Origin of the sequence: Chryseobacterium sp. FH2 (assembly GCF_001045455.1) — a bacterium.
Taxonomy (GTDB): Bacteria; Bacteroidota; Bacteroidia; order Flavobacteriales; family Weeksellaceae; genus Chryseobacterium.
This window is the reverse complement of record NZ_LFNE01000004.1, coordinates 136,114-160,540: the sequence shown is the minus strand read 5'-3', so window position 1 is coordinate 160,540 and position 24,427 is coordinate 136,114. Positions and strand designations below refer to the sequence as shown.

Annotated in this window: 24 protein-coding genes; 13 read left to right on the top strand and 11 right to left on the bottom strand. The window is 34.1% G+C overall.

Annotated features, from left to right (window positions below):
- Positions 1-46: 46 nt before the first annotated feature.
- The 7 genes from ACM39_RS07940 to ACM39_RS07910 all read right to left on the bottom strand — a co-directional run bounded on the left by ACM39_RS07940 (position 47) and on the right by ACM39_RS07910 (position 7,870).
- The gene (locus ACM39_RS07940) at positions 47-1,231 is read right to left on the bottom strand and encodes a sigma-54-dependent transcriptional regulator (protein ID WP_048510501.1); all 1,185 of its coding nucleotides are present in this window, start codon (positions 1,229-1,231) and stop codon (positions 47-49) included.
- 56 nt (positions 1,232-1,287) lie between these two features.
- Complete coding sequence (locus ACM39_RS07935) at positions 1,288-1,947, bottom strand: YggS family pyridoxal phosphate-dependent enzyme (protein ID WP_048510500.1); 660 nt, start codon at positions 1,945-1,947, stop codon at positions 1,288-1,290.
- A gap of 151 nt (positions 1,948-2,098) precedes the next feature.
- Positions 2,099-2,965 (bottom strand): polysaccharide deacetylase family protein, encoded by an 867-nt coding sequence (locus ACM39_RS07930; protein WP_048510709.1) that lies wholly within the window; start codon positions 2,963-2,965, stop codon positions 2,099-2,101.
- A gap of 128 nt (positions 2,966-3,093) precedes the next feature.
- Positions 3,094-3,822, bottom strand: a complete 729-nt coding sequence (locus ACM39_RS07925) for a DUF72 domain-containing protein (RefSeq protein WP_048510708.1) — start codon at positions 3,820-3,822, stop codon at positions 3,094-3,096.
- 108 nt (positions 3,823-3,930) lie between these two features.
- Positions 3,931-6,771 (bottom strand): heavy metal translocating P-type ATPase, encoded by a 2,841-nt coding sequence (locus tag ACM39_RS07920; protein ID WP_048510499.1) that lies wholly within the window; start codon positions 6,769-6,771, stop codon positions 3,931-3,933.
- A gap of 140 nt (positions 6,772-6,911) precedes the next feature.
- Entirely contained in the window at positions 6,912-7,475 is a 564-nt protein-coding gene (locus ACM39_RS07915; RefSeq protein ID WP_048510498.1) for a helix-turn-helix domain-containing protein, read from the bottom strand.
- Positions 7,472-7,870, bottom strand: coding sequence for an acyl-CoA thioesterase (locus ACM39_RS07910; RefSeq protein WP_048510497.1), 399 nt, complete (start codon positions 7,868-7,870; stop codon positions 7,472-7,474). The genes ACM39_RS07915 and ACM39_RS07910 overlap by 4 nt, the downstream gene beginning before the upstream one ends.
- A 445-nt stretch (positions 7,871-8,315) precedes the next feature.
- Here ACM39_RS07910 and ACM39_RS07905 point away from each other — a divergent pair, with 445 nt between their 5' ends.
- Both ACM39_RS07905 and ACM39_RS07900 read left to right on the top strand, forming a co-directional pair.
- Positions 8,316-8,687 (top strand): RNA recognition motif domain-containing protein, encoded by a 372-nt coding sequence (locus tag ACM39_RS07905; RefSeq protein WP_048510496.1) that lies wholly within the window; start codon positions 8,316-8,318, stop codon positions 8,685-8,687.
- A gap of 147 nt (positions 8,688-8,834) precedes the next feature.
- On the top strand, positions 8,835-9,587 hold the full coding sequence (locus ACM39_RS07900) for a PQQ-binding-like beta-propeller repeat protein (protein WP_082140548.1): 753 nt from the start codon (positions 8,835-8,837) through the stop codon (positions 9,585-9,587).
- Between the two features lie 60 nt (positions 9,588-9,647).
- On the opposite strand, the gene ACM39_RS07895 is transcribed toward ACM39_RS07900, so the two are convergent.
- Together ACM39_RS07895 and ACM39_RS07890 are read right to left on the bottom strand one after the other, a co-directional pair.
- On the bottom strand, positions 9,648-10,121 hold the full coding sequence (locus ACM39_RS07895; RefSeq protein WP_048510494.1) for a BlaI/MecI/CopY family transcriptional regulator: 474 nt from the start codon (positions 10,119-10,121) through the stop codon (positions 9,648-9,650).
- A gap of 9 nt (positions 10,122-10,130) precedes the next feature.
- Positions 10,131-10,637, bottom strand: a complete 507-nt coding sequence (locus ACM39_RS07890) for a phosphatase PAP2 family protein (RefSeq protein ID WP_228377079.1) — start codon at positions 10,635-10,637, stop codon at positions 10,131-10,133.
- Positions 10,638-10,859: 222 nt separating this feature from the next.
- Between ACM39_RS07890 and pdhA the strand changes: the two genes are divergently transcribed.
- The 6 genes from pdhA (at position 10,860) to ACM39_RS07860 (ending at position 16,568) form a co-directional block, all read left to right on the top strand.
- Complete coding sequence (gene pdhA / locus ACM39_RS07885; protein WP_048510492.1) at positions 10,860-11,861, top strand: pyruvate dehydrogenase (acetyl-transferring) E1 component subunit alpha; 1,002 nt, start codon at positions 10,860-10,862, stop codon at positions 11,859-11,861.
- A gap of 96 nt (positions 11,862-11,957) precedes the next feature.
- The gene (locus tag ACM39_RS07880; protein ID WP_048510491.1) at positions 11,958-13,571 is read left to right on the top strand and encodes a 2-oxo acid dehydrogenase subunit E2; all 1,614 of its coding nucleotides are present in this window, start codon (positions 11,958-11,960) and stop codon (positions 13,569-13,571) included.
- A gap of 134 nt (positions 13,572-13,705) precedes the next feature.
- Positions 13,706-14,374 carry an ABC transporter ATP-binding protein gene (locus ACM39_RS07875; RefSeq protein ID WP_048510490.1) on the top strand — a complete coding sequence of 223 codons (669 nt, stop codon included), beginning with the start codon at positions 13,706-13,708 and terminating at the stop codon, positions 14,372-14,374.
- Positions 14,375-14,386: 12 nt separating this feature from the next.
- Positions 14,387-14,962, top strand: coding sequence for a murein L,D-transpeptidase catalytic domain-containing protein (locus ACM39_RS07870; protein ID WP_048510489.1), 576 nt, complete (start codon positions 14,387-14,389; stop codon positions 14,960-14,962).
- 35 nt (positions 14,963-14,997) lie between these two features.
- Positions 14,998-15,675 (top strand): RadC family protein, encoded by a 678-nt coding sequence (gene radC, locus ACM39_RS07865; protein ID WP_048510488.1) that lies wholly within the window; start codon positions 14,998-15,000, stop codon positions 15,673-15,675.
- Positions 15,672-16,568 carry a hypothetical protein gene (locus ACM39_RS07860; protein ID WP_048510487.1) on the top strand — a complete coding sequence of 299 codons (897 nt, stop codon included), beginning with the start codon at positions 15,672-15,674 and terminating at the stop codon, positions 16,566-16,568. Before radC ends, ACM39_RS07860 begins: the two co-directional genes overlap by 4 nt.
- An 8-nt stretch (positions 16,569-16,576) precedes the next feature.
- Here the strand turns inward: ACM39_RS07860 and ACM39_RS07855 are convergent, their stop codons facing one another.
- On the bottom strand, positions 16,577-17,311 hold the full coding sequence (locus ACM39_RS07855; RefSeq protein WP_131701427.1) for an FkbM family methyltransferase: 735 nt from the start codon (positions 17,309-17,311) through the stop codon (positions 16,577-16,579).
- A gap of 200 nt (positions 17,312-17,511) precedes the next feature.
- Here ACM39_RS07855 and ACM39_RS07850 point away from each other — a divergent pair, with 200 nt between their 5' ends.
- The 3 genes from ACM39_RS07850 to ACM39_RS07840 all read left to right on the top strand — a co-directional run bounded on the left by ACM39_RS07850 (position 17,512) and on the right by ACM39_RS07840 (position 21,600).
- Positions 17,512-18,024: a hypothetical protein gene (locus ACM39_RS07850; protein ID WP_048510485.1), complete on the top strand. Its 513-nt coding sequence runs from the start codon at positions 17,512-17,514 to the stop codon at positions 18,022-18,024.
- A 27-nt stretch (positions 18,025-18,051) separates the two neighbouring features.
- Positions 18,052-18,663: an inorganic pyrophosphatase gene (locus ACM39_RS07845; protein WP_048510484.1), complete on the top strand. Its 612-nt coding sequence runs from the start codon at positions 18,052-18,054 to the stop codon at positions 18,661-18,663.
- Positions 18,664-18,873: 210 nt separating this feature from the next.
- Positions 18,874-21,600 carry a sodium-translocating pyrophosphatase gene (locus ACM39_RS07840; protein WP_048510483.1) on the top strand — a complete coding sequence of 909 codons (2,727 nt, stop codon included), beginning with the start codon at positions 18,874-18,876 and terminating at the stop codon, positions 21,598-21,600.
- A gap of 97 nt (positions 21,601-21,697) precedes the next feature.
- On the opposite strand, the gene ACM39_RS07835 is transcribed toward ACM39_RS07840, so the two are convergent.
- Positions 21,698-22,837, bottom strand: a complete 1,140-nt coding sequence (locus ACM39_RS07835) for an aminotransferase class I/II-fold pyridoxal phosphate-dependent enzyme (RefSeq protein WP_048510707.1) — start codon at positions 22,835-22,837, stop codon at positions 21,698-21,700.
- A 90-nt stretch (positions 22,838-22,927) separates the two neighbouring features.
- On the opposite strand from ACM39_RS07835, the gene ACM39_RS07830 reads away from it, so the two are divergent.
- Complete coding sequence (locus ACM39_RS07830) at positions 22,928-23,980, top strand: M28 family metallopeptidase (protein ID WP_048510482.1); 1,053 nt, start codon at positions 22,928-22,930, stop codon at positions 23,978-23,980.
- A gap of 75 nt (positions 23,981-24,055) precedes the next feature.
- On the top strand, positions 24,056-24,421 hold the full coding sequence (locus tag ACM39_RS07825; RefSeq protein ID WP_048510481.1) for a glyoxalase: 366 nt from the start codon (positions 24,056-24,058) through the stop codon (positions 24,419-24,421).
- Positions 24,422-24,427: the final 6 nt, after the last annotated feature.

Here is a 24,427-nt window from a genome sequence, read left to right as displayed (position 1 = left end):
TGCAGTGAATACTGCAAATCTTTATATATTTAGAATAATAATTAAATTATTTCCTTACAAAACTTGCAACGTCTTCAGCGGAAACAGTATTGCCTCCTAAAATAATTAATCTCTCAACAACGTTTCTTAATTCTCTGATATTCCCAGTCCATGAAAGAGCTTTTAATGCATCAATAGCCTTGTCATCAAATTTTTTTGTCGCATTACCATGCTCATCTGCGATTAATGCGGAAAAATGCTCTACTAAAAGTTTGATATCATCTTTTCTCTCATCCAATGGCGGTACATAGATTTCGATTACAGAAAGTCTGTGATAAAGGTCTTCTCTGAATCTTCCTGCTTCAATTTCCGCCTGCATATTTTTATTAGTTGCTGCAAGTACTCTTACATCCACTTTTATTTCCTTATCACTTCCTACGGGTGATACTTTGCTTTCCTGTAAAGCTCTCAAAACTTTAGCCTGGGCGATAAGACTCATATCTCCAATTTCATCTAAGAAAATAGTTCCCCCGTTTGCCTGCTCAAATTTTCCTTGCTTATCCTTGATTGCTCCCGTAAAAGAACCTTTTACGTGCCCGAAAAGCTCAGATTCAATAAGTTCAGAAGGGATAGCCGCACAGTTTACCTCAATCATCGGACCTCTTGCGCGGTCGCTTTGGTTATGAATAGCATGAGCTACTAACTCTTTTCCTGCACCGTTTGGGCCTGTAATCAAAACTCTTGCGTCAGAAGCCGCAACCTTTTCGATCATATTCTGAATCTTCTGTAAACCGGCTGATTCACCGATCATTTGATACTTTTTATTAACTTTTTTCTTTAATGTTTTATTTTCAGTTTGAAGATTTTTATTTTCTTTCTTCAAAGTCTCTTTCGCTAAAGCATTTTTTACGCTCGTAATCAAACGGTTAATGTCAATAGGTTTAGAAATAAAGTCATATGCACCCTCTCTCAAGCAGGATACCGCTGAATCTATATCTGCGTGTCCCGAAATCATAATGAAAGTACTTTCAGGTTTTAGGGCTAAACTTTGCTTCAAAAGCTCAGTTCCGGAAAGTTTAGGCATCTTAATATCAGAAATCACCAAAGCGAAATCTTCTTTTTCTACCTGTTTATAACCTTCAAGGCCGTCTTCAGCGATAACAAATTCATAGTCAGTAAGTTCATCGGAAAGAATACTGTGTAGTACTCCGGAGATTGCTTTTTCGTCTTCTACAATAAGGATTTTTTGCATAGTTGCAAATTTAGATTTTTTGATTGAATTATTAGCAAAAACTATACCTAAATAATCTATATTGTGTAATCTCTGCTTCCAAAAATTGCAGAGCCTACTCTTACAGAATTAGCACCACATTCTATGGCGATCGGAAAGTCATCACTCATTCCCATGGATAGCGTTTCCAGTTTTTTGAGTTGATTTAATTCATCAAAAACTTTTTTTAATGTTGAAAATTCCTTTTTAACCTGATTTCTGTCGTCAGTAAAAGTTGCCATTCCCATCAAACCGGTGATTTCAACATTAGGAAATTTTCCATCTATATACTTTTGAAAAAGATTTTTTGCTTCTTTTATTTCTAATCCGAATTTACTTTCTTCCTCAGCAATTTTCACCTGAAGTAAAACTTTAATTTTACGGTTATATTTTCCTGCTTCTTTACTAATTTCCAAGATTAGTTTTTCTGAATCTGCACTTTGGATAGTATCGATAAATCCGGCAATATATTTTACTTTATTCGTTTGCAGATGACCAATCAAATGCCATTGAATATCTTTCGGAAGCAGGGGATGTTTTTCCATCAATTCCTGCACTTTATTTTCACCAAAAACTCTTTGACCTAAATCATAAACTTCCTGAATTGCAGAAACGGGATGTGTCTTCGAAACAGCTACCAACTGAACGTTGTCCGGAAGCCTGTTTTTTATATTGTTATAATTTTCCTGAATGCTCATAATTGCAAATTTCTGAATTTTAAAAGCAAAAAACTAATGAAATGGGAATTTATTTGAATCTAAATTCCCACAGATTATGCAGCTTTTCACAGATGATTTAGAAATAAAACATAAACATCCGTAAAAGCCCGTGTAATGTATATAAGAAAAATTAATTCAAAATCTCATTAATTTTAGGATAATCAGAAATTTTTCTAAAAACAAATCGGTTTGTTTTTTGTAATTTTTCAATAAACATATCCAATTCGTTGATAGAATCTGCATCCGTTAAGTATTGATCATGAGTAAGAAAAACAAGATGTCTTGAAGTTTTTTCCAAATCATTAAAGAAAATACTGTCAACCTTTTTCAGCATAGCTTCATGGTTTCCTTTTAAAGCCATTTTATTTGAAGGTTTCCATTCCAAATCCCAGCCAATCACTTTATAACCGGCCATTTTCAATTTGTTGGCTGCTTCAGTTGAGCTTTTTAAATCTGTTTCGTTAATATTTTTAAGTCTCCAGATATTTCTTCCGGGAGTTCTTGCTATTTTATCGTATAATTTTAAGCTGTCTTTCGCGATATCGAAATCACGGACAACAGCATCACCATTTTTATAAAAATCAGTGTATTTGTTGTGTGCATGTGTGAAGCTGTGATTGGCAAGTTCGATCAGCGGATCTTTTCTTAAAAGCTCCAGATCGTCTTTCTGTCTTTTACTTCCATAGGCGTGCTTTCCAACCAAGAAAGCAGTTGCACAAACATTTCTTTTGTTTAAAATTCTGAGAAGATTTTCTGTTCCTTGATTTGGGCCGTCATCGAATGTAAGATAAATAACTCTTTTGTTTGGAGCTGTTTCTTCATCGTCGATTTTGGGAACGATTTTTACGACGGGATGTTCTTTTGGAATCAGCTTATCTGATTCTTTGTTGTCATTTTTACGGTCACAACCATTGAATAAAATTGAAGTTGCACTCACCAATGCAAGCATCCCAAGAAAAGTCTTGTTTCGAGACTTTTCCGCAAAAGTTTTTCTCATAAATTTAAGTGGAATTTTATTGTTAAAAATTGTTAATTTTTCCAAATAATTCTTAACAAAATATATGCCACATTATTTAAAATTTTACTTTTTAAGAATATTTTAAGTAATTTATTTTCAGAACATTCTCATTCTAAAATATTCTTTAAAAACAACGAATTTTTAATTGCAGCTGTTCCCCAAGTATTATTGAAGAAGATAAATGTTTTCTTTTGTTCTTTTTTTATTTTTTCGGCTAAATCATTAAGAAATTCCTCACTGTATTCTGATTTGTAAAGAATGGGTTTTCCATGTAATCGGTAATATAGAATCTCAGAATTATTACCAATCATATCTTCAGGAAGATTTCCGGGAAAGCTTACTCCTGAAAAAATAATATTATTTTCCTTTAAAAGGTTAAAGATTTCTTTTCTCCACCATGATTCGTGACGGAATTCTATGACGTTTAAATAATTAAAATCAATACTGTTAAGAATTAAATCCATATTTTCCTCTGTATTTTTAAAGGAAGGTGGAAATTGATACAGAAAGCCAGAAAGTTTTCCTGTTAAATTAGAATGAATATGATCGCAAAATTCTGAAATTTCTTCTTTGCAATCTTTCAAACGCTTTTCATGAGAAATGGTTTTGGGAATTTTAATAAAAAATTTAAAATCAGCGGGAGTTTCATCCACCCATTTTAACAGTGTTTTTGCCGTCGGTTTTCTGTAAAAGGTAGAGTTTATTTCAACTGAGTTGAATGTTTGAGAATATAATGAAAGAAAGTCCTTACTTTTAGCATCTTGCGGATACAATGATCCTTTCCAATCATTATTATAAAACCCTGAGCATCCTATATAAAGACTTTCTTTTTTCATATTTTTTAGTTTATATTTTTCCTGCAGATTATCCAAATGAGGTAATTTTTTTATTAAAAACTAAACTTAATTACCTGCCAGCTCAATCTGTGAAAAAATTCAAAATGGTTAGCTAATATTGAGATTAACCGAATTCAATCTCAATGAATTTAAAATCACAGATAATGAACTAAAGCTCATCGCAGCTGCTGCGATCATCGGGGATAATAAGATTCCAAAAAAAGGATACAATAATCCTGCCGCAATCGGAATGCCCAAAACGTTATAAATAAAAGCAAAAAACAGATTTTCCTTAATATTTTTCAGAAGCTTTTCACTTAGTAATTTTGCTTTTGCAACGCCTAAAATATCACCCTTCAATAATGTGATTTCAGCACTTTCAATCGCAACATCAGTTCCCGTTCCCATAGCAATCCCGATATTGGCTTGAGCTAAAGCAGGGGAGTCATTGATTCCATCACCGGTCATGGCAACTATTTTTCCCTGTTGTTGAAGTTTTTTAACTTCATTTAATTTATCTTCCGGAAGGCAATTGGCTTTAAAATGTTTAATTCCCAATTCTTCAGCAACAGCTTTTGCAGTATGTTCATTATCTCCGGTCATCATGATGATATCAACCCCTTCATTTATTAATTGTTCAATTGCTTTTTTAGAACTTTCTTTGATTTTATCGGTAAAACTTATAAACCCTAAAACGGTATTTCCTTCAGCAATATAAGAAACCGTATGAGCTTTTGACTGAGCTTCAACAGCTTGTTGTTTTAAGTCTTCAGGAATTGAAATTTGGTTTGATATCAATAGATTTTCATTTCCTAAATAAACTGTTTTTCCATTGATATTTCCTTTTACACCTTTACCCGAAATATTTTCAAATTTTTCAACTTTTTCAGGCAAAATGTTTTCGTCTTTGGCTTTTTTAATAACTGCATTTGACAAAGGATGCTCCGAGTTTTGATTTAAAGAATAGGCTAATTTTAGCATTGAATTTTCATCATTATTAACCGTTTCAATATATTCTACAGATGGTTTTCCTTCTGTCAAAGTACCTGTTTTATCGGTAATTAGAACATTTACTTTATTCATCTGTTCAAGAGCTTCGGCATTTTTAATTAAAATACCATTTTTTGCCCCTTTACCAATTCCTACCATCAAAGACATAGGAGTAGCCAAACCTAAAGCACACGGACAGGCAACAATTAAAACCGCAACAGCATTCACAAATGCGAATAAAGTTTTTTTATCTTCAGGGCCAAAAAACTGCCATAGAACAAAAGTCAGAACAGCAATTAAAATAACAGCCGGAACGAAAACTTTAGCTACTTTATCAGTCAATCTCTGGATAGGTGCTTTACTTCGGCTTGCTTCATTAACCATTTTTATGATTTGCGAAAGCAGGGTTTCATCACCCACTTTTTCAGCTTGCATAATGAAAACCTGATTTCCGTTGATGGTTCCTGAAGAAACTTTATCATCAATATTTTTCTCAACAGGAATCGGCTCACCTGTGATCATACTTTCATCAACAACAGAATTTCCTTCCGTGATTTTTCCGTCAACAGGAATTTTTTCACCCGGTTTTACTTTTAATAAATCCCCGATATTAACTTGGGAAAGTAAAACTTTTTTTTCTTCACCATTTATGATAAGATTGGCTTCATCGGGAGAAAGGCTCATTAATTCTTTAATAGCATTACCCGTTTTCTTATGGGCAGCAGCTTCCATTAACTGGCCTAAAATAACAAGCGTTACAATCACAGAAACAGCTTCAAAATAAAGTGGAATTTCATGATCATGGCCCCTAATCTCATGCGGAATGATTTCCGGAAAAGCTAATGCTGCAATACTGAAAATAAATGCGGCAGCAACCCCTAAGATGATTAAGCTGAACATATTCAAATTCCATGTCTTGAAAGACACCCAGCCTCTTTTCATTAAAAACCACCCCGAATAAAATAGAACAGGAAGAGTTAAGATAAATTCAATAATTCCTTTAATCTGATGAGAAAAAGGAAAATCAGTAAACATTCCGCCCATCGAAAGAATGAAAACAGGAATAGCAAATGCTAAGGAAATAATGAATTTTCTCTTCAAAATATTGTAAGTTTCATCTTCCTCTTCCTCTTGATCGGGAATTCTTACTAAATCCATTCCGCAAATCGGGCAATCTCCGGGCTCGTCACGAATAATTTCAGGATGCATCGGACAAGTATACTTTGCTTTCTTTTTTTCAGGATATTTTACCAAATCCATTCCGCAAACAGGACACCCGACATTGCTATCATAAACTTTATCACCTTCGCAATACATTGGGCAATAGTATTTTCCGGCCATTTCATCCGTAACTTTCGGAGCTTCATGATGATGGCCTAGATTATTGGAATGCTGATGTGTTTGATGATTTGAATTTTTAACCGAATCTTCGGTTATTTTTTCCAGATGCATATGACAAACAGGACAGTCACCTTTTTCATCATAAATCTTGTCACTTTCGCAGAACATCGGGCAATAATAGGCGCCAATGTTATCTTTGAAATTTTCAGGCAAATTGGTTGAAGAGTATGTCGGTATAAAATTGGGATCTTTTGCGTGTTTTTCCTCAATCGGAACCAGATACATATTACAAACCGAACATCTTTTTCCTTGCTGAAAATATACCTTATCACCTTCACATTCCATCGGACAATAATAAACTGAAGACGGAGAAACTCTATTCTGAGGTTTTATGAAAGTCTTTTCAGGGTTATTGGGATCTTCCAGTTTATAGTTTCCAATTTCTTCTAAAGCATTATTTAAAATATTGATGTCTATTTTGTTATCGGAAATAATTGTTGCTGTATTATCTTCAAGATTGATCACAGCTTTTATACCTTCAATACTGTTCAGTTTTTCAGAAATCTTTTTCTGACAACCGGAGCAGGACATTCCGAGTATTATATATTGTTGTTGCATGATCCTTTAATTTATATACAAATTTCCAAAATACAAATGGAAGGCTGTTATAAATTTAAGGATAATGTTTATAGAATTCTGTTTGAGTTTGAGAGTTTGCGCTTACAGTAAAAACTGTAAACACGAATATGACCACATACTTACACCTGATCAAGGGGTTTGCGATTATGAATTTTCAGTTTTTTGAATTCAGTAGGAGTGAAACCTGTGCTGTTTCGGAATTGTGATGATAAATGCTGTACACTTTTATACCCGAGTTTTCCTGCAATTTCTGTTAAGGTAAATTCATTGTAAAGAAGCAATTCCTTTACCTTTTCAATTTTTTGAAGGATAAAAAACTGTTCTAACGTAATATTTTCGTTTTGTGAAAAAGTTTTGGAAAGCGAACTGTAATCTTTGTGAAGTTTTGAAATCAGAAATTCTGACAAAAGGAAATTTTCGTCGATATCAAGTTCACTGATTTTAACAATGATCAGATTTTTAATTTTCTCAATAATCTGATGAGCAGAATCTTTTATTCTTTCAAAACCGGTTTCTAAAAAACGCTTTTCAATGGATTGCAAATCGTTTTCTGAAATTTCCGATTCTGTTTCCACTTCACCAAGATTGATTGATTTAATCCTAATATTTGCTTCATTAAAAATACCTGCAACAGCAGAAATACACCTTCCGCAGACCATATTTTTTACGAAAATTTTTGTCATAAAATCTGATTATTTAACCGGTCTTTTACAAACTCAACTTTTGTCTTGCCATGAGGAGCAGGATTACCGTCTTCATCAAGGTTTACCATAACTATTTTATCTACCGTGATGATGGTTTGATGGGTCATTTTGTTTCTAACTTCACAAGCCAATGTGATAGAGGAAGAACCAAATGCCGAAACCTCAATTCCTATTTCAATAATATCTCCTTGTTTTGCAGAACTTATGAAATTGATTTCTGAAATGAATTTTGTGACAACTTTTGTGTTTTCCAGCTGAATAATAGCATAAAGCGCAGCTTCTTCATCTATCCATTGCAGTAATCTCCCTCCGAAAAGTGAGTGATTAGGATTCAAATCTTCAGGCTTTACCCATTTTCTAGTATGATAATTCATAATTCATTTATTTGTGGTGCAAATTTAGTTTTAAAATCTCGCTTTATCAAAGGTTTTGCATTTACTTATTAAAAGAGAATTATTTATTTTCTCAATTATTTTTCTTTTTTTAAGATTCACTTTTCCCTGTTTTTTTTAATGTTTTTATAGGTTTTAGCTATATTGGTGTCATTATAATGATTTTTTGATTTTAGTGAATATATTATTATGAATTTTTAATTTATTTATCAAATGCTTATATATAATTTGTAAAAAATTAATACTTTTTAACGAAACAATAAAAAGCTTGAAAATTTTGACGAAATAAATTAAAAAAAAGCTTTGTTTTGAAAATTTTAATCGTACCTTGCGTTAGTTTATATTTGGAATCAATATTTGTTCATTAATTTATGTTGTTTTTCTTTTATATACCAAATTTTTATTAATTTTTTAATTTTTATTTAAAATGAACATTTTTGTTTCAAACATCAATTACGCAACTAAAGAGTATGAGTTGCACGATTTATTCGCAGAATTTGGAGACGTAGCATCAGCTAAGATTGTTACTGACAGAGAAACTGGTCGTTCAAGAGGTTTCGGTTTTATCGAAATGGGTGACGATGAGGGTCAACAAGCTATTGAAGCTTTAAACGGAAAAGAATTTAATGGTAAAGAACTTAACGTTTCTGAGGCTAAGCCAAGAGAAGAAAAGCCAAGAAGAAGTTTTGATAACAACAGAAGTGGTGGTGGTTATGGAAACAACAGAGGTGGAAACGGTGGCGGAGGAAGCTACGGTAACAACCGTGGTGGAAACGGCGGCGGAGGAAAACGTTGGTAAAAAATATAAGCGGCTTTTTTAAGCCGCTTTTTTTATGCAAAAAAAATTATTTATTCTCAGTATCATTCAATTACTTTCCCAGATTAAAAATTCTTATATATTTGGCATACTTTTAGAAAACTTTTAACCAATCAAAAATCAATTAAAATGAGAAAATATTTCTTTACATCATTAATGATGTTTTGTGGATTATTTCTTAATGCACAAAACATTTACAACGGTCAGACTATCGAGCAAAACAGAAAATACTGGGCTGATAACAGACAGAATTATTTGATTTTCCAAGGTGATGGTAATTTAGTCTTTTATAACAGAGCAGGAAAACCTCTTTGGGAATCAAAAACTGCAAACAGGGGTACTAGAGCTGTTTTCCAGGATGATGGAAATTTGGTGGTATACACCAATAGAAATGCTGTAGCATTTACTTCCAATACAAACGGGAAAAATGCAAATAGACTGGCAATACAGGATGACGGTAACCTTGTGATTTATAATAATTCGAATCCCGTATGGGCTTCACAAGACGGAAAAGTAAGTAATAATAATGGTAATCGGTGGGGATTCCGAGGAGGAAGTATAAATCCAGGATATGAATTTCGTAGAAATAATAAAGTGTATTCGCCTAACCGTAACTATTATCTAGTATTTCAGAATGATGGCAATTTAGTACTTTCAAGGAATAATGGTCAGGCAATCTGGTCTTCAGCAACTGATAACAGAGGTAGCAGAGCGGAATTTCAAACCGATGGAAATCTGGTTGTATATGATTCCTATAATAAGGCCATTTGGGGAGCAAACAGTAACAACCGCGGAGCTACAAGATTAGAAGTACAAGATGATGGTAACCTTGTTATTTATCAAAACTCTTCTCCAATTTGGAGCTCAGGAACTCAACGATAACAATTTTTAATAGAAAAAGCATTACAAATATGTAATGCTTTTTGTTTATAGAAATAATTTTCATTCCTTTTTCTTTTTTTTCTTCTTGTCTTTACCTTTTTTATCTTTTTTAGGATTTAATATTTCATTAGCATACTCGAATTCGCGTTTTGACTCTTTACTTTTTGTTGGTTTAAGTTCAATCCTAAGGTCAAAATAGCCTTTCAAATCATCCTGAGATATTAATTTTTCATTCAATAAAAATTCTAAGATTTCTTTTCCTGAATTATCAAAAAAATTCTGTGAAAGCTCTTTTAATAAAAATTTCTTGTATTCATCGAAAGGAACAATAACTGTGTATTTGAAGATCCTTCCTTCTTTTTCGGTCGACAAATAACCTTTTTCAACCAATATTTTCAAATATGTAGAAACTGTATTTTGGTGTGGTTTAGGCTCAGGGTGCTGTTCCATTATATCTTTTAAATAAAAGGAATTCAGCTTCCAGAATAATTTCATCAAGTTTTCTTCTGCAGAGGTAAGATGATTTATTTTCATATAAAATTCTTAATGTTGAAATTGTATATTGCAATATAAGTAAATAAAAGATACCGTAAAAGCTATTGCAGCACCCATTAATACTTCTTTTGGAGTATGTCTTTTCAAAACAACCCTTGTAATTCCTACCAAAGCAGCAATTCCCAGCCAGATAATTCCCATTTTCCAGTTTAAAGCAAAGAATAATGCAGCTACAAATATATTAAAAGCCGTATGCATGGAGCTTTTAATGAAAAAATTACTGACTTGTAATGCGAAAAGCAGGATTAAAACAAACAATAATACAAAATCAATATATCCGTTTCTGAAATAATTATAAGCAATATAAGCAATGACACATGTCGCAATGAATATATATAAAGTCTTTCTCTGAATACGATTAGATACATCCATATTGGTATATCGCCCGGTTTTCACATTCCAAACAATCCAAATGATAACAGGAACAATGACTATTAATAAAATAGGAAGAAAGTATATTAAAGAATCTTTCCAAGAATATTGCCTGGCGCTCATATAAACAAAAAATATAAACAGGGAAACCAGAGGATTGAAAAAATCTGATATGATTTTTGAGACTTTATGCACAAGTGAGGGCTGTTTTTGTTCCATATTCTAGTTTGATAATGTAAATATAATACTATAACCAAAAAAACAATTGGTATGTATACAATAAAAACAAAGTTTTTTTTATAATTTTGCTCAACTATTTCATAATAAATAAGCAAAGGCTAACACATGAAAGAATTTTCTAAAGAGGTATACCTGAAGTGGTATGAAGATATGACAATGTGGAGAAGGTTTGAAGACAAATGCCGTTCTCTTTATCTAAAACAAAAAATCAGAGGTTTTTTACATTTGTATAACGGACAGGAAGCTATCCCTGCCGGTTTTACGCATGCAATGGATTTAACTAAAGATAGTATGATTACGGCGTACAGATGTCACATCCATCCAATGGCAATGGGAGTAGACCCTAAAAGAATCATGGCAGAACTTTGCGGTAAAGCAACGGGAACGTCAGGAGGAATGGGTGGTTCTATGCACATTTTCAGCAAGGAACACCGTTTTTATGGAGGTCATGGTATTGTAGGAGGACAAATTCCTTTAGGAGCCGGGATCGCTTTTGCAGATAAATTTTTCGACAGAAAAGCTGTCAACATCTGTTTCTTCGGAGATGGTGCGGCCAGACAGGGATCACTACACGAAACGTTTAACATGGCAATGAACTGGAAGCTCCCTGTAGTTTTTGTTGTTGAGAATAATCAATATGCAATGGGAACTTCTGTTAAAAGAACTGCAAACCACGAGGATATCTATAAACTAGGTTTAGGGTACGAAATGCCTTGTCTTGCTGTAGATGCAATGGACCCTGAAAAAGTAGCTGAAGCTGCTTACGAAGCTATCGAAAGAGCAAGAAGAGGGGACGGGCCTACTTTTATTGAAGCTAGAACTTACCGTTACAGAGGTCACTCAATGTCTGATGCTGAACCTTATAGATCTAAAGAAGAAGTAGCTATCCACAAAAACGATGACCCAATTGAATTGATTAAGCAAAGAATTTTGACTAACAATTGGGCTACCGAAGAAGAATTGGAAGCTATGGATAACAAATCCAGAGATTTTGTTGAAGAATGCATTGAATTTATGGAAAACTCTCCATATCCTGATCCAGATAAAGTTTATGAGTACGTTTATGCTCAGGAAAACTATCCGTTCTTAGATAAATTAGAAAACTAAAAATAATTTGCTGATAGGATGATATGGTGTGTTATTTCTTAACTTTCACTTTTATTATCATCACTTCATCACATTAACAAATTAATAAATTAAATTATGGCAGAAGTTATTACAATGCCGCGTCTTTCCGATACTATGACGGAAGGTAAAGTGGCAAAATGGCATAAAAAAGTAGGAGATAAGGTAAAAGAAGGAGATATTTTAGCTGAAATTGAAACTGATAAAGCAGTTCAGGATTTCGAATCTGAAATAGAAGGTACTCTTTTATACGTAGGTGTAGAAGAGGGTGATGCAGCTGCTGTAGATTCTGTTTTGGCAATCATTGGTAATGAAGGAGAAGATATTTCGGGATTAACCGGCGGGGCAGCAGCTCCGGACGCTGGAGGTTCTGAAGAAAAAAAATCTGAAGAAGAATCAAAAACAGAAAATAATTCTACCAGTGTTGAGCAGGTTTCTGCGGAAGTTCCTGCCGGAGTAGAAATCATTACAATGCCTCGTCTTTCTGATACAATGACGGAAGGTAAGGTGGCAAAATGGCACAAAAACGTTGGAGATACAGTAAAAGAAGGAGATCTTCTTGCGGAGATCGAAACAGATAAAGCGGTTCAGGATTTTGAGTCTGAATTCAATGGAGTATTATTGAAGCAAGGTGTTGAAGAAGGCGGTGCTGCTCCGGTAGATTCAGTTTTAGCAATTATTGGTCCTGCAGGAACAGATGTTTCGGCCGTTGGTGCTCCAAAAGCTGCTCCTCAGTCATCAGAAAAACCTGCCGAACAAAAAACTGAAGCTAAAGCAGAAGAGAAACCTGCTCCTGTGGTAAGTTCGTCATCATCTGACAGGGTTGCAATTTCTCCTTTGGCGAAAAAAATGGCTCAGGATAAAGGTGTTGACATTCACAGTGTTCAGGGTTCGGGAGAGAACGGAAGAATCGTTAAAAAAGATATTGAGAATTATCAGCCATCTGCAAAACCTGCTGCTTCAGCTCCGGCTGCAAGCCCTGCGGCACAAGCTGCATTAAGCTTTGTACAGGGTGAAGATACAGAAACTCCGAATTCACAAGTAAGAAATATCATTGCAAAACGACTTTCTGAAAGTAAATTCTCTGCTCCTCACTATTATCTGATGGTAGAGATTAATATGGATAAAGCAATTGAGGCCAGAAAAGAAATCAATTCTTTACCGGACACTAAAATTTCTTTCAACGATATGATCATTAAAGCAACTGCGGTTGCTCTAAGAAAACATCCTCAGGTAAATTCCAGCTGGGCGGGTGATAAGGTCATTCACAGAGGAAATATCAATGTTGGGGTAGCAGTGGCGATTCCTGACGGATTAGTAGTCCCTGTACTTAAAAATACAGATCAGATGAACTATACTCAAATTTCCGCTGCTGTGAAAGATATGGCTGCAAGAGCGAAGTCTAAAGGTCTTAAAGCAAACGAAATGGAAGGTTCTACATTCTCAATCTCTAATTTGGGTATGTTTGGAATTGAAACATTTACAAGTATCATCAACCAACCAAACTCTGCCATCCTTTCAGTAGGAGCAATTATTGAAAAACCAATCGTAAAAGACGGTCAGATAGTAGTTGGAAACACTATGAAACTTTCATTAGCGTGTGACCACAGAGTAGTAGATGGTGCTACAGGTGCTCAGTTCTTACAAACATTAAAAATATATTTAGAAAATCCATTAACATTGTTACTGTAATTTTTTTCTAAATTATAAAATAAAAAACCTCTCGATTCGGGAGGTTTTTTTGTTTAAACAAATTTATTGGAAGTATACAAAATGTTTACTTTGAAACATTTTGTATCATTATTTAGAATCACTATTTTTGAATCATGATTAAAGCAAGAAATGTCCATAAATTTTATGGGAATTTGGAAGTACTGAAAGGTGTTGATATCAATATAAAAATGGGTGAAGTAGTATCGATCGTCGGAGAATCCGGGGCGGGAAAATCTACGCTTTTACAGATTTTAGGAACATTGGATCAACCTTCAAATTCAGGTAAATACAATACAGAAATCACCATTGCAGGAGAATCTTTCATTAATATGAATGATAAACAGCTTTCTAGATTCAGAAACCAAAATATTGGATTTGTATTTCAGTTTCACCAATTGCTTCCTGAATTTACGGCTATGGAAAACGTTCTGCTGCCTACAAAAATTGCCGGGGCTAATGAAAAAGAAGCTATCGAAAAAGCATATGCGCTATTTGAAGATCTAAAAATAGAACAGAGAATTCACCATAAACCGAACCAGCTATCGGGAGGCGAGGCGCAGAGGGTAGCGGTTGCAAGAGCTTTAATCAATTCCCCGAAAATTATTTTTGCAGATGAGCCGACCGGGAACCTGGATTCAAAAAATGCGGATGATCTACACAGGTTATTTTTTGATTTAAGAGACAAATACAATCAGACTTTTGTCATTGTAACACATAACCCGAATCTTGCAGAAATTACAGACAGAAAACTGGTAATGAAAGACGGAATGATTATCGAATAAAATCAATTCCTGATGATGAAAAATTTTATTTTATTATTTCTTTTTACAATTTCCTGCTTCAGATATCATGCGCAGGAAACGAATAATGATTTGCCACAATCTAAAGTTTTGGAGATTAAAAACTATATAAAAGGGAAAAATTATAATCAGAATGTGGCTGTTTTTATCAATTTTAAAACACATTCAGGAAAATATCGTTATTTCGTTTACGATTTAAAGAATGATAAAATTTTACAGAAAGCAATCGTTGCTCATGGGGAAGGTTCTGTAGTGAAAAATTCAAATACTTTACAATTCAGTAATGTTAACGGTTCTCATCAGTCCTCTTTAGGAAAATATGAAATCCGCGAAAGCTATACAGGAAAATTTGGAAAAGCGTATCGTATGCAGGGACTGGATGTTACAAACAGTAATGCAATGTCAAGGGCGATAGTTCTGCATTCTTACTATTGTGTCCCCGATACAGAAAGTACAGGACAAACGTGTTTGAGTTTTGGCTGCCCGATGCTTTCTCAAAATGCTTTTAATCAGACTGCGAAATTCATTGATCAATCAAAGCAACCCATTATTTTGTATGCTTTTTATTAATGATATCCTAAATTCTAATCCTCTAATCTTAAAATATGTCCATCAAGTTCTTAGCAGAAGACGACAGACCTCGTGAAAAGTTTTTATTAAAGGGTAAAAACTCACTTTCTGATTCTGAATTATTGGCAATTATCATGGGAAGCGGAAATAGGGAAGAAACCGCAGTGGAATTAGCTCGGAAAATATTAGCTTCTGTTGATAATAATTGGCATCAGCTAAGCCTGCTTTCCATTAAAGATTTGATGAAATTTAAAGGAATAGGTGAAGTGAAAGCGATTTCTATTGCAACGGCTCTTGAAATTGGCAGAAGAAGAGCCGGTCAGGAAGTATTAGAAAAGCCTGTTATTTCAGGCAGTAAAAGCGCTTATAACATTCTGAAAAATCATTTGTCAGATTTAAGGACAGAAGAGTTTTGGGCAATTTTATTAAACCAAAGTAATAAAATACTTCATGTTTCCCAACTTACACAGGGCGGAATCAGCCAGTCAATAGTAGATATCCGGATTTTATTTAAAATCGCTTTAGAACATTTTTCAACAGGGATTATTATTGCACACAATCATCCGTCAGGAAACTTAAAACCCAGCAGGGAAGATATTGATATTACCCAACAAGTAAAGGAAGCTGGAAAAATTTTAAACATTCAGCTTTTAGATCATCTCATTATTACACAGGATTCATATTTTAGTTTCTCAGATAAAGGATTATTATGATTAGAAGATTGAAATATCGCGAAATTAATTTCAAAAAATATACTGAATGTTTAGAAAATTCCGAACAGAGAAAATACTCTGCAACGAAGGATTTTTTAGATGTGACCTCAGGGAAGAACTGGGAAATTTTGGTTTTTGGTGATTATGAGGCGGTAATGCCCATTCCTTTTGAAAGAAAGTTTGGATGTATTAAGCTGGTAATTAATCCAAAACTTTGTCAGCAACTGGGAATTTTTTCTAAGAAGGATAATGTCGAAATGAACGATGCCTTTCTAAATTCTTTTGAGAAGAAATACAACATCTGGTATTATGCTTTTAATGCTGAAAATAAATTTTCAAAACTATTAAATCAAAGGCAAAATTTTCTAATTTATCCTGATAACTATGAAAATATAAGACAAAAATATTCTCCAAAAAGAAAAAGAAAACTAAGGCTTGACGAAGAAGTTTTACAGAACTCTGAAGTTCGGGAAGTGAATATGAAAGAAGCAATTCATTTTATTTCTGAAAACACAATCGGTGCTAAAAATGAAAAGGATAAACAACAGTTTTTACAAACGTTTTCAGATTTCGAAAAAGCGCACCGTCTTAACCTTACGGCATTTTTTTACCATAAAACGATTATAAACCTTATTGCAGTGTATTCTGATGTAAAAACGTTGGCTCTTTTGGGAACGTTTAATGCTAAGGAACATATTAAACTTTCCGGTTCGTCAGTAATTATTGATCATATTATTTCTGAAAATATTCAGCATAAAATTTTTGATTTTGAAGGGAGTGATGTTCCTGCTGTTGAAGAGTTCTTCCGGGGGTTTCGCCCGACATTGCAGAAGTATCCCGTGATTTTAAATTCTAAAAAAGATATCATAAAAAAAGCTATGAAAATTTCATAGCTTCCAGTTTATTTATCTGCGAATAAAACTGAATCTTCTTCCAATTTTATTTTAAAATCAAATGGTTTTAGGTCTTGTTGTAAATTTTCTGCGGTGTAAGGTTTATGAATTTCAATGATAATATTTTTTACTTTTTTCAGCCACGAATTATTTTTACTCAATAATTCGATTTCTCCACCTTCAATGTCAATTTTAAGTAAGTCAATTTTATCCAAAGTATGTTTTTTTATTAAACTCTCTACCGTAATTGCTTCTGTTTCAATTCCTTTTTCAGAAACTTTTTGGTTATAGGAAAGCTCGTCATTTCCAAAGTTTACGATTCCGTCTTCAAAATAAGCAGCTGCATTGATACATTGTATGTTTTTGAATGAAGAGGTGTTTTGTTCCAACAGTAAAAAATTCTCCAGAGAAGCTTCTACCGAAATGATTTTGGAATCAGGATATTTCAACGCAAAATAAATAGAAGTCATGCCAATATGAGCCCCTAAATCAACAATTATTTCAGGTTTTTTTTTAATAAGATTTAACGGCTTATCATATGTTTTCTTCCAGAATATTTCATAGAAAATATCAATATCGCCTTTAAATGTTCTTAAGAAAAGAGTGAATTTTTTTCTGTTACTTTTAAAATTATATACAAAAGTTTCATTATTACTTAAATCCAGCTTGTTTTCTTTAAACTTTGAACTGTATCTCTTCGAATTGACAATGAAAGCAACAAGTGTTTTAATATTGTCGCTCATTGTATTGCTGAAAGCCAGTTTTGATATATAATTTTTGAAAGACACGTCTGTTTTTATTTATTAAAATACAAATTAATGGTATTTAAATGTATTGAAGAGCATTTTTAAAGTAAAAAATTAAATTTAAAGTTTAAAAAAGAAGAATTGCTAAAAACTTCTTCAAAAAGTACCAAATTATTAGTAATTTTGCAACCTCAATTATGGCTAGTTTTTCAGAATACCTACCGTATGCTTTTGCATTAATTATCGCAATACCCTTTTTGGTTTTGCTGAGACAGTTCGTACATTCTTACATTAATCTTAAAAATCAGGAAATTAAACTTCTTTCCGTAAAGTCAAATTCTGAGAATAAAGCACAGGCTTATGAAAGAATGACTCTCTTTCTGGAAAGAATCAAGCCTTCCAACCTTATTCAGAGATTTGATAAAGATTTAGCCATCCATGAATTCATTTTTCTTACCGAGAAAACAATCAACGAGGAGTTTGAATATAACTCTTCTCAACAGCTTTACCTGGGAAAAAATTCATGGCAAAATATTATTGATTCTAAATTGGCTTTGATAGACCTGCTTCACAAAACATATGAAGGGTTAGGGAGTAATGCCAATCTTGAAGAGTTTAAAACTATTTTTATCGTAAATTATATGAATGATGATGATTATATTTCGGCGACGATAGAGGATTTGAGAAGAGAAATTTTAATAGTAGCATAATAAACGTAAAAAAAAATAAATATATAAATGATTCCAAATTTTAAAGCACATCCATGGCACGGAATTTCTGCAGGAGAAGATGCGCCAAATGTTGTAAACGTATTCGTGGAAATCGTTCCTTCTGATACTATCAAATATGAAGTAGATAAAGAAACAGGTTTTTTAATGGTTGACAGACCTCAAAAGTTTTCAAACATTATTCCTGCATTATATGGTTTCGTTCCAAGAACGTACTGTGATACAGCTGTAATGAATTTAGCAGTCGAAAGAGGAGCTACAGACGTTACTATGGGAGATCATGATCCGCTTGATATCTGTGTTTTGAGTTCTCATAATATCCATTCCGGAGGTTTATTGATGAAAGCTATTCCAATCGGAGGTTTTAAAATGATCGATGGAGGTGAAGCTGATGATAAAATCGTAGCAGTAATGATTGGTGACCACGCTTTCGGACATTTCAGAGATATTTCAGAATTGCCTGAAGCTGAAGTGAAACGATTAATGCACTATTTCTTGACGTATAAAAACTTACCGGACGAGCCTGCAAAATGTAGAATCCAGGAAGTGTACGGAGCTGAACATGCTAAAAAAGTAATCAAAGCTTCTCAGGAAGATTATGCTAACAAATTCGGAGGATAAAATTCTCTGTTTTAATAATATAAAAAAGGATAAATGAGTTTTCATTTATCCTTTTTTTTATTGCAAGAAATTATAGTACTAAGCAAATAATGGTAAAGATTTGGTTAAGCGTTTAAACATTTATTTTTAAATGGTTATAAATATTTTTAGACAATTTCATGAGAATTATTCATTATATTTAATTTTCTATTACCAAAAAAATATTAAACTATGAACCTATTTATGTTAGTACCAATTTTTGGGGTAATTGCTTTACTTTACACATTTATTCAGAGCAATTGGGTAAGTAAGCAAAACGCCGGAAATGAAAAAATGAAGATTATCAGCGGACATATTGCTGACGGTGCGATGGCCTTTCTAAAAGCCGAGTACAAGATTTTAACCTATTTCGTAGTAGTTGTAGCCATTTTATTAGCTGTAATGGGGATGAGCAATGTCAATTCTCACTGGAGCATAGGGCTTGCATTTGTAGTTGGGGCAATATTTTCGGCTTTGGCAGGCTTTATCGGGATGAAAATTGCTACAAAAGCCAACGTAAGAACAGCAGAAGCGGCAAGAACATCACTTTCAAAAGCGCTTAAAGTCTCATTCACAGGAGGTTCTGTCATGGGGATGGGAGTTGCTGGATTAGCTGTTTTAGGGTTGGGAACTTTATTTTTGGTGATAAAACAAATCTTTGCACCAGATTCTACCGTAGATTCCCACGAAATGGAAAGAACAATTGAAATCCTTACAGGGTTTTCTTTGGGAGCAGAATCGATCGCTCTTTTTGCAAGAGTGGGAGGAGGGATCTACACAAAAGCGGCAGATGTGGGAGCCGATTTGGTTGGGAAAGTGGAAGCCGGAATTCCGGAAGATGATCCTAGAAATCCAGCAACAATTGCGGACAACGTAGGTGATAATGTAGGTGATGTGGCAGGAATGGGAGCCGATTTATTCGGTTCTTATGTGGCAACTGTTTTAGCGACAATGGTTTTAGGAAGAGAAACGATTTCTGAGGATTCCTTTGGTGGATTTGCGCCTATTCTTTTACCGATGCTGATTGCAGGAACAGGAATTATTTTTTCAATGATAGGTACTTTATTTGTAAGAATTAATGACAATGACAGCTCATCAACCTCGAGTGTTCAAAATGCCTTAAATCTGGGGAATTGGGGAAGTATTGTCATTACAGCAATTGCTTCCTATTTCCTGGTTACTTACATTTTACCTGAAAAAATGGTCTTGAGAGGTCATGAATTTACTAAAATGGGGGTTTTTGGAGCAATCATGGTAGGTCTGGTAGTGGGTACTTTAATGAGTATTATTACAGAATACTATACTGCGATGGGTAAAAGGCCTGTTTCGAGTATCGTAAGACAATCTTCGACTGGGCATGCGACGAATATTATCGGCGGACTTTCCGTAGGTATGGAATCAACTTTACTTCCAATTCTTGTTTTAGCCGGCGGAATCTATGGCTCTTACTTATGCGCAGGGCTTTACGGTGTTGCAATTGCAGCAGCAGGAATGATGGCAACTACAGCAATGCAATTGGCAATTGATGCTTTCGGACCGATTGCAGACAATGCCGGAGGTATTGCCGAAATGAGTGAATTACCCAAGGAAGTACGCGAAAAAACAGATATCTTAGATGCTGTAGGAAATACTACCGCCGCTACAGGAAAAGGCTTTGCAATCGCTTCGGCAGCGCTGACAGCATTGGCATTATTCGCTGCATTCGTAGGAATTGCAGGGATTGATGGAATTGATATTTACAGAGCCGATGTGCTGGCCGGACTGTTCGTAGGCGGAATGATCCCTTTTATCTTTTCATCTTTGGCAATTACTGCGGTAGGACAAGCAGCTATGGCAATGGTAGAGGAAGTCCGCAGCCAGTTCCGTGAAATTCCGGGAATTTTAGAAGGAAAAGCCCAGCCTGAATATGAAAAATGTGTTGCGATTTCTACCGATGCTTCTATCAGAAAAATGATGCTCCCGGGTGCGATTGCTATTGTTTCGCCACTTTTGATTGGATTTATTTTTGGTCCTGAAGTTTTAGGAGGATTTTTAGCAGGAGCTACAGTTTGTGGTGTTTTAATGGGAATGTTTCAAAATAACGCAGGCGGAGCTTGGGATAATGCTAAAAAATCTTTCGAAAAAGGAGTTGAAATCAATGGGCAAATGTATTATAAAGGTTCTGAACCTCATAAAGCTTCCGTAACGGGAGACACCGTTGGAGATCCATTTAAAGATACTTCAGGACCTTCGATGAATATTTTAATTAAATTAATGTCCATTGTTTCACTGGTTATTGCCCCTACTTTGGCGGTTCTGCATAAAGATAAAATTGAATCTAACAGACAGGCTAAAATTGAAGCATTAACAGGAATAACCGGTGTACATTCTGTTTCGGGGGCCAATGCAGTCTCTTCAATTCCGACAGAAATTAAAGGGCATTTGAATGAAGATGGTGATTTTGTATATGAAACAGGAAATATTGAAGAAATACAATTAAAAGGCGGAAAGAAAATTTCTTTAGGCCAGGGAAGCCAACTGTTTGGAATGTATACTGCAATTAAACAAAAAGATCAATCCGTTTTAGATCCCAATAAATGGTTTACGATTGAAAACCTTTATTTCCAGACAGGATCCAGTGATTTGAAGCCCGGTTCGGAAGTCCAGTTAATAAATTTAGCAGAACTTATGAATGCTTATCCCGGTTTGAAATTGAAATTAGGAGGTTACACAGACAATACAGGAAACGATGAAGGCAATCAAAAACTTTCCAATTTAAGAGCTCAGACAGCAAAACTTAAACTGCTTGAAATGGGAATTGCAGGAGACAGGATAGAGGCAGAAGGTTATGGCTCGCAATATCCCGTGTGTGAAGCAAATGACACTGATGAGTGTAAAGCAAAAAACAGAAGAATTGATGTGAGGGTTTTAGCTCTTTAAATCCAATTTAGAAATATGAAAGCACCGCAATTTTGCGGTGCTTTTGGTCTAAATATAATCATCTGTGAAAATCTGTAATCTGCTGCAGGATAAACAACTATAAAACTCTTCTTAAATGTTCCAAAGCCTGAATAATCAGTTCATCTTTTTTAGCAAAACTAAACCTTATATAATCCGAATTATTTTTAGAATTATAAAAAGCAGAAAGCGGAAGACAAGATACTTTTTTGTCAATCGTAAGCCATCTTGAGAATTCTATATCACTCATTGTTTTAGAAACATTTCTAAAGTTAACAACCTGAAAGAAAGCACCCTCTGACTTATACTCGACTACCAATGGAGTTTCTTTAATCAATTCACAGAAAATATTCCTTTTATTTTCCATGATTTTTTTATTCTCCTGCGCATCAAAAACTTCCAGATACTTAGCAATAGCATACTGAGCCGGCGAATTGGCACTGAAAGAAATATATTGCTGATGTGCCCTGAAGTTTTTCAAAAGCTCCTCAGAAGCAAGCAAATAACTGACTTTCCAGCCTGTTGCATGAAACATTTTCCCAAAAGAAAAAATACAGAAAGTCCTTTTTTTGAGTTCGGGATGATGAAACGAACTGTAATGCTCGATTTCATCATAACAGTAAATATCATAGATCTCTTCTGAAATAAGATAAATTTCGCGATCTTTTATTAATTCATATAGCATATTCCATTCAGATTCAGTCCACATTTTACCTGTTGGATTTTGTGGAGAATTGATAATAATTGCTTTAGTTTTTTCAGAAATACAATTTTGAAGATTTTCCCGGTTTATATTAAAATCTTTATCAACGTCACAATATACAGGAATGCCTCCATTCAGGCAAATTGACGGGGCATAAGTATAATATGAAGGTTCAATAATGATCACTTCATCCCCTTGATTTAAAATAGATGTAAGAGAGGTATATAAAGCAAAAGTAGAGCATGGAACAATATTTACTTCTGCCTGTTTTATTTTTAAGCTGTTTTTTCTTTTAGCATTAAACCTGACAATGTTTTCTATCAGCAAAGGGTTTCCTGCAAGTGATTCATAACTATGACTTAAGATATCTGCGGATTCTTTTAGATAATATCTTAAACGGGGATCAATTTCAAAATCGGGTAAGCCGAGAGACAAGTCAAAACTATTATATTTTGAAGCAAGCTCTGCCATTTCAGTGAAGAAAGTATAATGATTAAATCCGTAAATTTTTTCCATATCCTTTGCATTTATATCAAATATAATAAAATTTCTCATCTGTCAGAGATTAAATAAAAATTGTTATTTTTAAATCAAATTATTTTAAAAATGAATAAAATACTTATCCCGCTATTTTCTGCTGCCGTTATGGTAAGCTGTGGAACAGCCAACATTTCTAACGATGAAAAAACAGTACAGAATTCTGTTGCTCAAAATATAAAAGGTGATAGAGCTTTTCTTTCTGCATATAAGTCTATTAAAGCGGATGATTTAAAGAAAAACTTGTATGTAATTGCTTCTGACGAAATGGAAGGGAGGGACACAGGAAGTCCGGGGCAAAAAAAAGCAGGAGAGTATATGGTTAATTACTATAAAAATCTTGGAATTTCTTTTCCAAAGGCTTTAGGTTCCTATTATCAAAAAGTTCCTGCTGATTTTATGAAAAAAAGAGGCGGTGGCAATCTTCCTGATTCTGAAAATATTTTAGCCTTTATTGAAGGAAGCGAAAAACCTGAAGAAATTGTGGTAGTATCAGCTCATTACGATCATGTGGGAACCAGAAATGGAGTGGTTTACAATGGTGCGGATGATGACGGAAGCGGTACTGTGGCGGTAATGGAGATCGCTAAGGCTTTTCAAAGTGCAAAAAAAGAAGGAAAAGGGCCTAAAAGATCAATTTTGTTCCTTCACGTAACAGGTGAAGAACATGGTTTGTTTGGCTCTGAATATTATACGGATAATCCTGTATTTCCGCTTGCAAACACGGTGGTCGATTTAAATATTGACATGATTGGCCGTGATGATCCGGAAAACAGAGGGAAACAGTACGTTTATGTGATTGGGTCTGAAATGTTAAGTTCAGAATTAAAAGTAATCAACGAGGCTGCCAACAAAAAAACGAACAATCTTGAGTTGAATTACAGATATGATGATCCGAACGATACTGAAAGGTTATATTACAGGTCAGATCACTATAATTTTGCCAAAAATAATGTTCCCGTAGCATTTTTCTTTGACGGAATCCACGAAGATTATCATAAACCTACAGATGATGTAGAGAAAATCGATTATAATTTGCTTGAAAAAAGAACGCAGCTTATCTTCACCACAGCTTGGGAAATTGCAAACAGACCAGCAAGAATTATTGTTGATAAAAAGTAATATCAAAAATACTTTAAATATATGATATATAGTATATTATAGGCTTTTATTCAATGAAAAATTAAACATACATCTATGAAGCAAAATATAAAATCACTGCGCCCGTTTATTGGCTCGGAAAACTTTGAAACCAGCCGTAATTTTTACAAAGATTTAGGGTTTGAAGAAATAGCTCTGGAACCCAAATTATCTCTGTTTACATGGCAGGAAGTTGCTTTTTATCTTCAGGATGCTTATGTAAAAGACTGGATTGACAATACCATGCTTTTCATTGAAGTTGAAAATCTGGAGGAATTTTGGGAAATGCTTTTATCCTTAAATCTCACTGAAAAATATGAAGGTGTGAGATTGACACCCGTACGTACAATGCCTTGGGGAAAAGAATGTTTTGTACATGATCCATCAGGAATTTTGTGGCATTTTGGTGTATTTTTTCAATAATGAACT

Excerpts from the sequence above, each read along its gene's own strand:
- ACM39_RS07940 (WP_048510501.1), bottom strand. The coding sequence starts at position 1,231 with ATGCAAAAAATCCTTATTGTAGAAGACGAAAAAGCAATCTCCGGAGTA.
- ACM39_RS07935 (WP_048510500.1), bottom strand. The coding sequence starts at position 1,947 with ATGAGCATTCAGGAAAATTATAACAATATAAAAAACAGGCTTCCGGAC.
- ACM39_RS07930 (WP_048510709.1), bottom strand. The coding sequence starts at position 2,965 with ATGAGAAAAACTTTTGCGGAAAAGTCTCGAAACAAGACTTTTCTTGGG.
- ACM39_RS07925 (WP_048510708.1), bottom strand. The coding sequence starts at position 3,822 with ATGAAAAAAGAAAGTCTTTATATAGGATGCTCAGGGTTTTATAATAAT.
- ACM39_RS07920 (WP_048510499.1), bottom strand. The coding sequence starts at position 6,771 with ATGCAACAACAATATATAATACTCGGAATGTCCTGCTCCGGTTGTCAG.
- ACM39_RS07915 (WP_048510498.1), bottom strand. The coding sequence starts at position 7,475 with ATGACAAAAATTTTCGTAAAAAATATGGTCTGCGGAAGGTGTATTTCT.
- ACM39_RS07910 (WP_048510497.1), bottom strand. The coding sequence starts at position 7,870 with ATGAATTATCATACTAGAAAATGGGTAAAGCCTGAAGATTTGAATCCT.
- ACM39_RS07905 (WP_048510496.1), top strand. The coding sequence starts at position 8,316 with ATGAACATTTTTGTTTCAAACATCAATTACGCAACTAAAGAGTATGAG.
- ACM39_RS07900 (WP_082140548.1), top strand. The coding sequence starts at position 8,835 with ATGAGAAAATATTTCTTTACATCATTAATGATGTTTTGTGGATTATTT.
- ACM39_RS07895 (WP_048510494.1), bottom strand. The coding sequence starts at position 10,121 with ATGAAAATAAATCATCTTACCTCTGCAGAAGAAAACTTGATGAAATTA.
- ACM39_RS07890 (WP_228377079.1), bottom strand. The coding sequence starts at position 10,637 with ATGAGCGCCAGGCAATATTCTTGGAAAGATTCTTTAATATACTTTCTT.
- pdhA (WP_048510492.1), top strand. The coding sequence starts at position 10,860 with ATGAAAGAATTTTCTAAAGAGGTATACCTGAAGTGGTATGAAGATATG.
- ACM39_RS07880 (WP_048510491.1), top strand. The coding sequence starts at position 11,958 with ATGGCAGAAGTTATTACAATGCCGCGTCTTTCCGATACTATGACGGAA.
- ACM39_RS07875 (WP_048510490.1), top strand. The coding sequence starts at position 13,706 with ATGATTAAAGCAAGAAATGTCCATAAATTTTATGGGAATTTGGAAGTA.
- ACM39_RS07870 (WP_048510489.1), top strand. The coding sequence starts at position 14,387 with ATGATGAAAAATTTTATTTTATTATTTCTTTTTACAATTTCCTGCTTC.
- radC (WP_048510488.1), top strand. The coding sequence starts at position 14,998 with ATGTCCATCAAGTTCTTAGCAGAAGACGACAGACCTCGTGAAAAGTTT.
- ACM39_RS07860 (WP_048510487.1), top strand. The coding sequence starts at position 15,672 with ATGATTAGAAGATTGAAATATCGCGAAATTAATTTCAAAAAATATACT.
- ACM39_RS07855 (WP_131701427.1), bottom strand. The coding sequence starts at position 17,311 with ATGAGCGACAATATTAAAACACTTGTTGCTTTCATTGTCAATTCGAAG.
- ACM39_RS07850 (WP_048510485.1), top strand. The coding sequence starts at position 17,512 with ATGGCTAGTTTTTCAGAATACCTACCGTATGCTTTTGCATTAATTATC.
- ACM39_RS07845 (WP_048510484.1), top strand. The coding sequence starts at position 18,052 with ATGATTCCAAATTTTAAAGCACATCCATGGCACGGAATTTCTGCAGGA.
- ACM39_RS07840 (WP_048510483.1), top strand. The coding sequence starts at position 18,874 with ATGAACCTATTTATGTTAGTACCAATTTTTGGGGTAATTGCTTTACTT.
- ACM39_RS07835 (WP_048510707.1), bottom strand. The coding sequence starts at position 22,837 with ATGGAAAAAATTTACGGATTTAATCATTATACTTTCTTCACTGAAATG.
- ACM39_RS07830 (WP_048510482.1), top strand. The coding sequence starts at position 22,928 with ATGAATAAAATACTTATCCCGCTATTTTCTGCTGCCGTTATGGTAAGC.
- ACM39_RS07825 (WP_048510481.1), top strand. The coding sequence starts at position 24,056 with ATGAAGCAAAATATAAAATCACTGCGCCCGTTTATTGGCTCGGAAAAC.